Annotated in this window: 11 protein-coding genes and 1 tRNA gene; 4 read left to right on the forward strand and 8 right to left on the reverse strand. The window is 73.0% G+C overall.

Annotation, left to right across the window (positions count from 1 at the left end):
• The 7 genes from BZB76_RS21615 to BZB76_RS21645 form a co-directional block, all read right to left on the reverse strand.
• Positions 1–963 (reverse strand): coiled-coil domain-containing protein, encoded by a 963-nt coding sequence (locus BZB76_RS21615; protein WP_121436147.1) that lies wholly within the window; start codon positions 961–963, stop codon positions 1–3.
• Between the two features lie 246 nt (positions 964–1,209).
• A complete protein-coding gene (locus tag BZB76_RS21620; RefSeq protein WP_121436148.1) occupies positions 1,210–1,650 on the reverse strand; it encodes an HNH endonuclease in 441 nt (146 codons plus the stop codon).
• Between the two features lie 27 nt (positions 1,651–1,677).
• A tRNA-Asn gene (locus BZB76_RS21625) sits at positions 1,678–1,748 on the reverse strand.
• 125 nt (positions 1,749–1,873) lie between these two features.
• Positions 1,874–2,854 carry a GNAT family N-acetyltransferase gene (locus tag BZB76_RS21630; protein ID WP_121436149.1) on the reverse strand — a complete coding sequence of 327 codons (981 nt, stop codon included), beginning with the start codon at positions 2,852–2,854 and terminating at the stop codon, positions 1,874–1,876.
• A 79-nt stretch (positions 2,855–2,933) separates the two neighbouring features.
• Entirely contained in the window at positions 2,934–3,917 is a 984-nt protein-coding gene (gene meaB, locus BZB76_RS21635; protein WP_121436150.1) for a methylmalonyl Co-A mutase-associated GTPase MeaB, read from the reverse strand.
• Positions 3,914–6,130, reverse strand: a complete 2,217-nt coding sequence (gene scpA, locus BZB76_RS21640; protein ID WP_121436151.1) for a methylmalonyl-CoA mutase — start codon at positions 6,128–6,130, stop codon at positions 3,914–3,916. Before scpA ends, meaB begins: the two co-directional genes overlap by 4 nt.
• Positions 6,127–7,956: a methylmalonyl-CoA mutase family protein gene (locus BZB76_RS21645; RefSeq protein ID WP_121436152.1), complete on the reverse strand. Its 1,830-nt coding sequence runs from the start codon at positions 7,954–7,956 to the stop codon at positions 6,127–6,129. Before BZB76_RS21645 ends, scpA begins: the two co-directional genes overlap by 4 nt.
• Before the next feature lie 154 nt (positions 7,957–8,110).
• On the opposite strand from BZB76_RS21645, the gene BZB76_RS21650 reads away from it, so the two are divergent.
• From BZB76_RS21650 to BZB76_RS21660, 3 genes are all read left to right on the forward strand, one after another.
• The gene (locus BZB76_RS21650; RefSeq protein WP_121436153.1) at positions 8,111–8,320 is read left to right on the forward strand and encodes an HGxxPAAW family protein; all 210 of its coding nucleotides are present in this window, start codon (positions 8,111–8,113) and stop codon (positions 8,318–8,320) included.
• A gap of 69 nt (positions 8,321–8,389) precedes the next feature.
• Positions 8,390–9,478: a carboxylate-amine ligase gene (locus BZB76_RS21655; RefSeq protein WP_121436154.1), complete on the forward strand. Its 1,089-nt coding sequence runs from the start codon at positions 8,390–8,392 to the stop codon at positions 9,476–9,478.
• A 254-nt stretch (positions 9,479–9,732) separates the two neighbouring features.
• Positions 9,733–10,695 (forward strand): sensor histidine kinase, encoded by a 963-nt coding sequence (locus BZB76_RS21660; RefSeq protein ID WP_246007098.1) that lies wholly within the window; start codon positions 9,733–9,735, stop codon positions 10,693–10,695.
• 16 nt (positions 10,696–10,711) lie between these two features.
• On the opposite strand, the gene BZB76_RS21665 is transcribed toward BZB76_RS21660, so the two are convergent.
• The gene (locus tag BZB76_RS21665) at positions 10,712–11,656 is read right to left on the reverse strand and encodes a phosphotransferase (protein WP_121436155.1); all 945 of its coding nucleotides are present in this window, start codon (positions 11,654–11,656) and stop codon (positions 10,712–10,714) included.
• Positions 11,657–11,719: 63 nt separating this feature from the next.
• Here BZB76_RS21665 and BZB76_RS21670 point away from each other — a divergent pair, with 63 nt between their 5' ends.
• The gene (locus BZB76_RS21670; RefSeq protein WP_121436156.1) at positions 11,720–12,175 is read left to right on the forward strand and encodes a hypothetical protein; all 456 of its coding nucleotides are present in this window, start codon (positions 11,720–11,722) and stop codon (positions 12,173–12,175) included.
• The last annotated feature ends 5 nt before the right edge of the window (positions 12,176–12,180 follow it).

Raw genomic sequence — 12,180 nt, forward strand, 5'->3', positions numbered from 1 at the left:
TCAGAGGACGGAGATGTGGACGTGGTCGTAGTGGTTCTGGGTGACGCTGCCGCGGTTCTCCATCGTGCGCCAGCCGCCGCTGCTGCGCATGTCGTAGATGCGCTGCTTCCAGATGACGTACTTGATGCCGAGGCGGGACGCGTTGGCGATCACGTACTGGGCGACTTGGTCGCCGTGGGCCTGGGCGGTCGCGCTCGGCATCTTGCCGCCGGTGCTCTCCATGAAGTCGCAGGCACGGCCCGAGCCGTGGTCCTGGGGGTCGCCGGGGCGCGCGCAGCCGATGGCCGGGAAGGGCCCGAACTTCCCGTCGACCTCCATCAAGACCGTGCGCATCCGCGCGGTCATCGAGTTCCCGATGATCGTCGACTTGGAGCCGCTCACCCCGTCGGGGCGGCCGCTCGGCGCCCGGGTCCGGGTGGCCTCGGGCTTGTACTTGGCGAGCAGCTTCTTCACACGGGCGCGCTGGCTCTCCAGGTCCTCGATCTCCTTTTTGACGGCGTCCATCTTCTTCGTCGCCTCGTCCTGCGCCCGGGTGGCCCGGGTCTTGAGGGCCTGCAGGCCCTCCAGGCGGCGACCGTTGTTGCGGCTGATGTGCTCGACGACCGCGGCGTCGTGGACGGCGCTGCCCGGCTCCGCCGAGGTGATGAGGGGGACGACGTCCAACCGGCCGGTCATGTAGGCGCTGGACGCGAGGCGGGCGACGGTGGCGCGGGCGGTGTCGTACTCCCGTTCGGCCCAGGCGGCGTCCGCGGCGGCGCGCTCGGCGGCCTTCTTCGTCTCCTCCAGAAGCACGAGTTCGCCCCGGTACTCCTTCGACAGCTTCTCGGCGCGCTTCTGGAGTTCGGCGTACTTCTTCTTCGAGTCCTTCGGTTCCTGCGGAAGGTACGCCGCGCTGCCGGACGCAGGTGGAAGCGCGGCGGCCACTCCGACCGCGAGGACGAGCGCCGCGAGGCGTCGTGCCACCGTTCGTCCGTGCGGGGGGTTGGGCGTGCCGGCGCGGGGGTCGAGGGCCGCCAAAGATCACTCCTAGCCAACAATGCTCAAGATTGGCCGCACGCTACCACAATCACCAATTAAGCCTCACAAGCTTCACGAAATCACACAGAGCGATACTAATACTACGGAAGGTTCGGGGGTCGCGAAGTCGGGGGCCGGGCCGCCGCGTGGCGGTCCGACCCCCGATCCCGGCCCCCGGATCCGGGCCCCCGGTCAGGATCCGACGAGTTCGTCCCAGCGCGGGATCCGCGGCTCGCGCAGCAGCCGCAGCCCCGCCTCGGCGACCGTGCGGTCGCCCTTGCGGTTGTTGCACTTCCCGCAGGCCAGGACGGTGTTCTCCCACGTGTCGCCACCACCGCGCGACTGCGGGTGGACGTGGTCGATCGTGTTGCCGCGTCCGCCGCAGTAGCAGCAGCGGCCCTGGTCGCGCAGGTACACGCCACGTTTGCTCCAGGGCGGGCGGCGACCGTGCCGCCACCGCATCGCGACGTACCGGACGAGCCGCAGGACGCGGGGAACGGGGAAACGGCCGAAGGTACGGCCTTCCTCCGCCTCCTCCACGACCGCCACCTCGCGCACCAGCATGCGAATGGCGTGCCGCAGGTCCACCTTCTGCAGTGGCTCGTACGACGCGTTCAGGACGAGCACGTTCACCGGGTCACCTCCCTAGCCCGCGTGCCGCTTCCCCACCAGGATTCGAACCTGGACATCCGCATTAACGGTGCGGCGTTCTTCCGTTGAACCACGAGGAAATGCTTCGGCAATTATCGACTTCCGGGCATTTCCCGGAAACCTCCATAAGAGTGCCGATACGGCCGGGTTCGGGGCAACGCATTTTCGGCCCCCCACGCGGGGCCCGCGGCGCGGGGCGGTGCGGTCAGCAGGTGGGGAGAGCGGCGACGTCCGCCAGGTATTCGCGGGACTCGCGCTCGACGCGGAAGCCGAGCTCCTCGTTGACGGCGAGCATATGGGCGTTGTCGCCAGAGTTGTCCGTCTCGATCTCGCGGATCTCGGGTCGGGCGTCGGCCAGCCACCGCAGCATGGCCGCCTTCACCCAGATCCCGATGCGCCGGCCGCGGTGCTCGGGCACGACGGCGGTGTCGTACTGGGCGGCGCGTCCGGCGGCGCCGTACGGCACGACGACCTCGGTGAACCCGGCGACGACGTCCCCGCACAGCGCGGCGACGGTGTACAGGTCGTCGCCGCGTTCGGCGACGACCTCCTCGGTCTCGCGGACGAGGTGGGCGTCCCAGGGTTTGCCCTCGTACTCGGCGAAGTCGGCCATGGCGTGCTTGGCACGGGCGAGGGCCACGGCGTGTTCGTCGGGCACCACGCCGCGCCAGCGGACGAGCCGGTACCCGGCGGGCCCGTCGGCGAGCAGCCGCGCCAGCCGTTCCGCCGGGACGTCGTCCATCCGCAGCACCATGCCGCGCAGGGTCAGGACGCATTCGAAGCCGTGCGACTCCAGGAACGGGACGGCCGGGGTGCCCGCGAGGACCTGGGAGATCACGCTGGTGCGGCCGTCGGCGCGCAGCCCCTCCGCGGCGGCGGCCAGCAGCCGCCCGCCGAGACCGCGGCGGCGCAGCGCGGGCCTGACCTGGATGTCGACCTCGCCCGGACGCCCCGCGCCGGGCTCGCCGGGCAGCCGGACCGCGGCCACCCCGGCGAGGCGGTCGCCGTCGACCACCGCCCACAGCCGCCGCCGCGATCCGTCCTCGCCGCCTAGCAGGTGCCGCGCGGTGAGCCCGGGATCGGGGGCCGGGTCCACGGCGGGGCCCGCGGCGTGGGCGACGGTGAGCACGTCGTGCCACTCCCGGAGCTGCGCGTCCGTCGGATCATCGATCGCGATGACGTCCATCCGACTGTTGTACCTGATCGCCGTCCGCCGTGACCCGGCCCCCCGGCAACCCGCTGTTTCGGTCGTCCGGGAACACGGGTCAGCGGTCCCGCGAGAACGCCTTCAGGATCCGTTCGGCGGCGAGCGCGGGAGTGAGGACGCCGTCGGCGACGTCGCGCTCCAGCCCCGGTGTCACCCTGCGGACCTCGGGGTGCGAGTACAGGTCGCCGAGCAGCCGTTCGCGGACCATCGCCCAGGTCCAGCCGACCTGCTGGCGGCGGCGCCGCTCCGCCAGCTCCCCGGACTCGCGGAGCCCGTCCTGGTGCTCGACGAGCCGGGCCCACACCGCGTCCAGGCCGGTGCCCTCCTTGGCGCTGCACGTCAGGACGGGCGTGTCCCGGACGCGTTCGTCGCTGCGCAGCAGCCGCAGCGCCCCCGACAGTTCGCGGGCGGCGCGTTTGGCCTCCAGCTGGTGCTCGCCGTCGGCCTTGTTGACGGCGATGACGTCGGCCAGTTCCAGGACGCCCTTCTTGATGCCCTGGAGCTGGTCGCCGGTGCGGGCGAGGGTGAGGAACAGGAACGAGTCGACCATCTCGGCGACGGTCGTCTCGGACTGGCCGACGCCGACCGTCTCGACGAGGACGACGTCGTACCCGGCGGCCTCCATGACGACCATCGCCTCGCGGGTGGCCCTGGCGACGCCGCCCAGCGTCCCGGCGGTGGGCGAAGGGCGGATGAACGCGTTCGGGTCGGCGGCGAGGCGCTGCATCCTGGTCTTGTCGCCGAGGATGCTGCCGCCCGTCCGGGTGGAGGACGGGTCCACGGCGAGGACGGCGACCCGGTGCCCCGCGCCGGTGAGGCGGGTGCCGAGCGCGTCGATGAACGTGGACTTCCCGACCCCGGGCACGCCGGTGATACCGACGCGGCGGGCGTCCCCGGCGTACGGGGTCAGCTCGACCAGCAGCTTCTGTGCCAGCTCCCGGTGGTCGGGACGCGTCGACTCCACGAGCGTGATCGCCCGCGCGATCCAGGCCCGTGAGCCGTCCCGCACGCCCGCGGCGTAGTCGTCCAGAGCGGGCTTCACCGCGCCGAGTGCCCCAGCCGGGCGGTCAGCTCGTCCAGCAGTCCGAGCGCGGCGTCCGCCAGCACGGTGCCCGGCGGGAAGATCGCGGCGGCGCCCGCGGCGCGCAGCTCGGCGAAGTCCCCCGGCGGGATGACGCCGCCGACGACGATCATGATGTCGGGACGGCCGAGGGCGGCGAGCTCCTCGCGCAGCGCGGGCACCAGCGTCAGGTGCCCGGCGGCGAGGGAGTTGACGCCGACGATGTGCACATCGGCCTCGACGGCCTGCCGGGCGACCTCGGCGGGGGTCTGGAACAGCGGGCCGACGTCGACGTCGAAGCCGAGGTCGGCGAACCCGGTCGCGATGACCTTCTGGCCGCGGTCGTGGCCGTCCTGCCCCATCTTCGCGACGAGGATGCGGGGGCGGCGGCCCTCGGCGTCCTCGAACGCGCCGGTCGCCGCGCGGGCCTTCTCGATGGCGGTCACCCGCCCCGCCTCCTCCCGGTACACACCGGAGATCGTACGGATCTGCGCGGCGTGCCGCCCGTACGCCTTCTCCAGCGCGCCGGAGATCTCCCCGACGGTGGCCTTGGCGCGGGCCGCGTCGATCGCGAGGGCCAGCAGGTTGTGCTCCAGGCCGGGCGGGCGGGCGCCGTCCTCGGCCGCGGCGGCGGCGCGGGTCAGCGCGTCCAGCGCGGCCCGGGTCGCGGTCTCGTCGCGTTCCTCCCGCAGCCGCCGCAGCTTCTCGATCTGCCGGGCGCGGACGGCGGCGTTGTCGACCTTGAGGACGTCGATCGGCTGCTCGGTGTCCGGACGGTACTTGTTGACGCCGACGACGGGCTGGCGACCGGAGTCGATCCGGGCCTGGGTGCGGGCGGCGGCCTCCTCGATGCGCAGCTTGGGCAGGCCCTCGTCGATGGCCCGCGCCATGCCCCCGGCGTCCTCGACCTCGGTGATGTGGCCCCAGGCGCGGCGGGCGAGGTCGTAGGTGAGCCGTTCGACGTAGGCGCTGCCGCCCCACGGGTCGATGGTGCGGGTCGTCCCCGACTCCTGTTGCAGGACGAGCTGTGTGTTCCGGGCGATCCGGGCGGAGAAGTCGGTCGGCAGCGCGAGGGCCTCGTCCAGGGCGTTGGTGTGCAGCGACTGGGTGTGGCCCTGCGTGGCGGCCATCGCCTCGATACAGGTGCGGGCGACGTTGTTGTAGGCGTCCTGCGCGGTCAGCGACCAGCCGGACGTCTGACAGTGCGTCCGCAGCGACAGCGACTTGGGGTTGCTCGGTTCGAACGTCTTCACGAGCTTCGCCCACAGCAGCCGCGCGGCACGGAGCTTGGCGACCTCCATGAAGAAGTTCATCCCGATCGCCCAGAAGAACGACAGTCGGGGCGCGAACGCGTCGATGTCCAGGCCCGCCTCGCGCCCGGCGCGGATGTACTCGACGCCGTCGGCGAGGGTGTAGGCCAGCTCCAGGTCGGCGGTCGCCCCGGCCTCCTGGATGTGGTAGCCGGAGATGGAGATGGAGTTGTACTTCGGCATCCGCCGCGACGTGAACGCGAAGATGTCGGAGATGATCCGCATGGACGGCCGCGGCGGGTAGATGTAGGTGTTGCGGACCATGAACTCCTTGAGGATGTCGTTCTGGATCGTCCCCGCGAGCGCCTCGGGAGCCACCCCCTGTTCCTCGGCCGCGGCGATGTAGAGCGCGAGCACGGGCAGGACGGCGCCGTTCATGGTCATCGACACGCTCATCCGGTCCAGCGGGATGCCGTCGAAGAGCTGCCGCATGTCGTAGATGGAGTCGATCGCGACGCCCGCCATGCCGACGTCGCCGGAGACGCGCGGATGGTCGGAGTCGTAGCCGCGGTGGGTGGCCAGGTCGAACGCGACCGACAGGCCCTTCTGCCCGGCGGCGAGGTTGCGCCGGTAGAAGGCGTTGGACTCCTCGGCGGTGGAGAACCCGGCGTACTGCCGGATCGTCCACGGCTGGGTCGCGTACATCGCCGGGTACGGGCCGCGCAGGAACGGCGCGATGCCCGGGTAGGTGTCGAGGAAGTCGAGTTCGGCCAGGTCGTCCCCGGTGTAAAGCGGTTTGACGGCGATGCCCTCGGGCGTGTCCCAGTCCTCGACGGCGTCCCGCGTCGAGGAGGCGCCGCCGGCCGCCGCGGCGCGCCACCGTCCGGCGACCTCGTCGGCGGGGGGAGGCGCCCCGAGGTCGATCTCGCTGAAGTCGGGGATCATTCGTTCACTCCCAGGTCACGGAGGGTGGTCTCCAGCACGTCGATCGCGTCGCAGCCCGCGTGCAACGTGCGGTCGACCCCCTCGTAGGTTCCCTTACCCGCGAGCCAGACCTTCACCGCGCCCGCTTCCCGCAGGACCCGCGCCGTCTCCGCGGCCCGTTCCTCGTACAGTCCGTCGCTGGAACAGATGCAGGCGACGGTCGTCCCGGACGCGCCGAACTCCTCGGGGGCGCCGGTGACCGTCTCCACGCCGCCCGCCTGGAACAGGTTCGCCGCGAACGACGCGCGTGCCGTGTGGACGGCGATGGGTCCGAGCGTCGCGAGGAAGACCCTGGGCCGGGTGCCGGACGCCTCGGTGTGGGCGTCGGACCGGTCGCGGAGGGCCTCGAAGTCCTGCGCGTAGGCGACGACGGGCAGTCCGCCGCCGGGCGCCGGCGGCGCCGGGACGCGTTCGGGGAGCGTCTCGGCGAGATGGGGATACTCGCTGACGCCGGTGAGCGGGGCTTTGCGCCGCGCGATGTCGGCGCGGCGCCGCGCCCAGGTCGCGGCGAGCCGGTCAGCTACCAGGCCGGAGGCGAGTGCGGCGGCGAGTCCACCGGCCTTCTCGATCTCGGTGAACCATGCCCAGGCGGCCTTCGCGAGTCCCTCGGTGAGGCTCTCGACGTACCAGGACCCGCCCGCCGGGTCGACGACGCGGGCGAGGCTGGACTCCTCCAGCAGCAGGGTCTGGGTGTTGCGGGCGATGCGGCGGGCGAAGTCGTCCGGCAGGCCGAGGCGGGCGTCGAACGGCTGCACGGTGACGGCGTCCGCTCCCCCGACCCCGGCGGCGAACGCGGCGAGGGTGGTGCGCAGCATGTTCACCCACGGGTCGCGGCGCGTCATCATCGCCGACGACGTCACGGCGTGGATCCGCGCCGACGTCCCGGCGGCGGCGCCGCTGACCTCGGCGACCCGCGCCCACAGCCGCCGGGCGGCGCGGAGCTTGGCGATCGAGGCGAACTGGTCGGCGTGCACGGCGAGACGGAACTCGATCTGGGCGAACGCCTCGTCCACGCCCAGCCCGGCGCCGGTGAGGGCGCGCAGGTAGGCGACTCCGGCGGCGACCGCCGCGCCGAGTTCCTCGGCGTCGGCGCCACCCGCGTCGTGGTACGGGGTTCCGTCGGCGACGACCGCGCGCAGCCGCGGGAACTCCCGGACGCACCGCGCGGCCAGCGCGGCGGCCTCGTCGAGGGACCCGGGCGTTCCGGTGCGGGCGGCCAGGCCGAGCGGGTCGGCGCCGAGGTTGCCGGACACGTCCGCCGCGTTCCCGCGCTCGGCGGCGAGGGCGAGGAACGCGTCCGCGGCCTCGGTCGTCCGCGCGCCCGCGTCCAGCACGACGGGCGCGAGGTCGAGCCGGACGCCGCGCAGCGCCTCCGGCAGGGCGGTGACGGGCAGCCCGCCCGCGGCGCCGCCGAGCCGCAGCCAGACCGACGTGGCGCCGTTCTCCAGGTCGGCGAGGATCGCGTCCCGGGTGACGGCGGGGTCGGGGTGGGCGTGGAGCTGCCGGACGTCCCATCCGGCGATCCCTTCCCCGTCCGGGCGGACCTCCCGGACGTATGGATCCAGCCCGGGACGGCCCGGCGGCGCGTCCTCCCGGGTGTAGAGCGGGGCGATCGGAACCCCGTCGTAGGAGTCGCGGGTCAGCAGGCCCTCGATCTCGTCGAGCGGCGTGTCCTCCGTCGCCGCGCCGGACTTGCGCAGCACCCCTTTGACCATCTCCCGCCACCGGTCACGTTCGGCCGGGGGGAAGGCGGCGGCCAGTTCGAGTCGCTCAGGCGGCACCGTCATGTCCCGGATCGTAGGCGAGGGACCGAATGCGACTCTAAAGCGGGGCCCGACGATCCGTCGTCAAGTAGGGGACCGCCGATCACCGCGCGGGGTCGCGTTGCTAGAGTTCGGCGTCGTAGCCCCCACCGGAACCTCGTAGAGGGAAGACGAACGCATGTCGACTGGCAGCCACGCCGGGCGCCCCAAGTCCTGGGTCGCGGTGACCATCATCTTCGTCGGATTCATCATCGGCGGGGTCGGTATCACCCTGGGCCCGAACTGGGCGATCTTCGGGGCGGGCGCCGCGCTGGCCGTCCTCGGCGGGATCGTCGCGCTCGCCGTCGACATCATGACCGACGTCGTCGTGGACGAGCCCCGGCAGTAGCCCTCGGAGCCACGGCGACGTACCTTCGAAGAAGGCCGCCTGCGTCGCTCCCAACTCCGAGGTGGTGGGATGGCCCCGCGATTCGGCATCGAGGAAGAGTACTTCGTCGTCGATCCCGTGTCCCGGGAGGTGGTCCCCCGGGCCGCCGCCGTCGTGCGGCGGGCCACCGCGGCACTGGGCGAGCGCGCCTCCACCGAGCTGGTCGACTTCCTCGCCGAGGCCAAGACGCCGCCGTGCGACGATCTCGGCAAGCTGGAGGAGCAGGTCCGCGCGATGCGGGCCGCGATGGCGGCGTGCGCGGCGGCCGAGGGCGTCCGGCTCGCCGCGACCGGAACGCCGGTGCTGGGAGAGCTGATCCCCGCGCCGATCGGCGCCGGGGCCCGCTACGCGGAGAGCCGCGCGACCTACCGGGGTCTGGACGACGAACAGAGCATCTGCTCGTGCCACGTCCACGTCGAGATGCCCGACCGTGAGCGGGCCGTGCAGGTCAGCAACCACCTGCGTCCCTGGCTGCCGACGCTGCTGGCGTTGGCGGCGAACTCGCCGTACTGGGCCGGCCGCGACACCGGCCACGCCTGCTGGCGGGCGATGACATGGGCGCGGTGGCCGGTCGCGGGACCACCGCCGTTCTTCACGTCGACCGCCCACTACGAGGACCTGGTCGCGACGTTGCTGCGCTGCGGCGCGCTGATGGACACCGGCACGATCTTCTGGGACGTGCGACCGTCGGCACGGCTGCCGACCGTGGAGATCCGGCTCGGCGACGTCGCCCCGACCGCCGCGGACGCCGCCGTGTTCGCCGCGTTGATCCGGGCGCTGGTGCAGGTCTCGTCCACGGCGGTGGAGGCCGGAGAACAGGCGCCCGACCCGCCGCAGGAACTGTTGCGCGCGGCGTACTGGCTGGCCGCGCGGGACGGCCTGGCCGGGACGGGCCTGGACCTGCGCACGGGACGTCCCGCCGGGTTCCGGGAGCTGACCGCCGACCTGCTGGCGCATGTGCTGCCCGCGCTGCGCGACTCCGGGGATCTCGGCGCGGTCTCGCACGGCGTCCGGCGCCTCCTGGCGGGCGGGACCGGCGCGGAGCGCCAACGCGACGCCTACCGGAGGCGCGGACGGCTGACCGACGTGGTCGACGCCGCGCTTCTGCGCGACCGCTGAGCCCCCCGGCGGCACCCGGCGGAACGGTTTCGGGGGCCCATGGCCGCACGTCAGCGGCCGCGTCTATAATTTTGTGGTCTTCGCCCGTTTTTATCGGTCATCGGCGGGTAATCGTCGCCGTGACCATTGTTCAGTCGGAGTGACGCCCGGCGCGGGGGACACGGTCCACGGGTCGCCTCGCCTCAGCGTTCTCCGGCGCGTACGCTCGACCCGATGCACGTGCAGATGACCTTCGCCTTGAATGGAGCGACCGCGTGAGTCCCGGTCCCGGGGGGCCGGGGACGCTGCCGCGCGGTCCAGTCGTCCCTGCTGCCTTCTACCACCCCGCCCTGTTCTACCGGGGCGACGAGGAATACCTCGCGGGAACCGTCCCGTTCATCAGGAACGGCCGTGCGGCCGGCGAGCCGGTCGCCGTCGCGGTGCCGGGCGACCGGCTGACCGTGCTGCGGAACGCCGTGGGCGACCTGGCCGCCGAGGTGTCCTGGCTGGACATGTCCGAGGCGGGACGCAACCCCGGCCGGATCATTCCGGGCGTCCTGCGCGACTTCGCCGACCGGCACACTACCGGACGGGTGCGGATCATCGGCGAGCCGATATGGCCCGGCCGGTCGGCCACCGAGTATCCGGCCTGCGCCCAGCACGAGGCGCTGATCAACCTGGCGTTCGAGGGACGCGGCGTGTCGATCCTGTGCCCCTACGACACGTCCGGTCTGGACGACGTCGCGATCGCCGACGCCCGCGCCACCCACCCGGTCCTCATCGACGGGGACGGCGAGAAGGTGAGCGCCGACTACGCGCCCGACCGCGTGATCCGCGCCTACAACAGGCCGCTGCCGGAGCCGACCGGCGCGGTGACGATGCGCTTCGACCTCGACGCGCTGCCCCTCGTCCGCGACTTCGTCACCCGCTGGGCGACGCGGCTCGGCCTCGGACCACGGGCGGTGGGCGACCTGGAGCTGGCCGCGAACGAGCTGGCCGCGAACTCGTGCCTGCACGGCGGCGGAGCGGGCACCGCGCGGCTGTGGTCGGAGGACGGCCAGGTCGTCTGCGAGATCCGCGACGCCGGGACGATCACCGACCCGCTCGCCGGGCGGCGGCCCGTCCACATGAGCCCCGACGGCGGGCGCGGCATCCTGATGGTCAACCATCTCGCCGACCTCGTCCGGATGCACACCGGCCCGGACGGCACCGTCGTCCGCGTCTACATGCGTCACTGACCTCCACGCCCACGCGTCACTCGGCGACCGCGCGGCCGATCCCGGCGAGCGCCTCCGCGAGCAACGCCGCGCGCCCGGTGGCGGCGGCGTACTGGGCGAGCGCCGCGCTGAGATTCACCGCCAACGTCCTCGCCGCGACCTCCCGATCCGGGGGCACCGCCCCGTACGCGTCCAGGAACGCGGCGCGGGCGGGCCCGTCGAACCCCGCGTAGGCGAGGGACAGGTCGAGGGCCGGGTCCGCCAGGCACACGTCACCCCAGTCGATCACTCCGGCGGCCCGCCCGTCCGGGGTGAGCAGCAGATGCCGGACGTGCAGGTCCCCATGCACGAGCACCGGCTCGCCACCGGGCGGCTCCAGGTCGAGGGCGGCGGAGACGAAGTCGTCCACGGCCCGGTCACGCTCCCACACGCCGAGGTCGGCGAGGGCGTCGAGCCGGTCCACCGTCTGTTCCGCACGCCGCGCCGGGTCGGCCCGCCCGAGCGGGTCGACGGGCAGCCCGGCACCGGCCTCGCGGGCGAGCGCCGGATCGTGCAGGGCCCTCAGGAAGGCGCCGGTCTCGGCGGCGAGGGCGGTCCGCCGCCCCATCGGCGGGCGGGCCTCGGCGAACTCGCGGCCCGGAATCATCCGCGCGCCCCAGAACGGCCACGGGAAGTCGCCGGACGGCTCACCGACGAAGCGCGGCACCGGCACCGGCAATGGAAGCCGCGACGCCAGGACGGGCAGTGTCGCGATCTCGCGCTCGACCCCGGCGACGGCGATCCGGCGGCGTGGAAACCGGAACGCCCATCGCCCGCCGACGAGGAGGACGGTGTTGTCCCAGCCTGTGGCGAGCCGTTCCACGGAGGCGCCGCGCAGTCCGGGGAAGCTCCGTCCGACCAGCGCGGCGGCGAGTTCCGGGGTGACCTCGCGTTCGGGGGCCCATTCGGGTGCGGGCGGTGGTCCGTCCGGTCGAGCCGTCACGTCCGTCAACGGTACTTGACCTGGCGGCAGGTGTAGAGCACGGACGCCGGGAATGAACCGACGATGCGTCTTCTAGCTCGCACTCACCAGATGCCCGCCCGGCTCATCGTCGGGGCGTTCGTCTTGAACTCGGGGCTGTCGAAGCTCAAGGGCGGAGACGAGCAGGCCGAGCAGACCCACGGCATGGCCAAGACCGCCTATCCGTTCCTGGCGTCGCAGGACCCTCGCGAGTTCACCCGCAGGCTCGGCACGGCCGAGGTCACGCTCGGCGCCACGCTGCTGCTCCCGCTGGTCCCGTCGCTGGTCGCGGGCGCGGCGCTCACCGCGTTCGCGGGCGGACTGGCGGGCCTGTACCTGCGGCTGCCCGGCATGCGGGAGCCCGGCGGTGTGCGGCCCACCGCCCAGGGCGTCCCGCTGGCCAAGGACTCCTGGCTGCTCGGCATCGGCTCCACCCTCGTCCTAGAGGAACTTAGCCGGGCCCGCGCCGACCGCCGCCCCCGGCGTCGTCCAAGGTCCTGAGCACC

This window comes from Actinomadura pelletieri DSM 43383, from assembly GCF_003634705.1.
Classification (GTDB): Bacteria; Actinomycetota; Actinomycetes; order Streptosporangiales; family Streptosporangiaceae; genus Spirillospora; species Spirillospora pelletieri.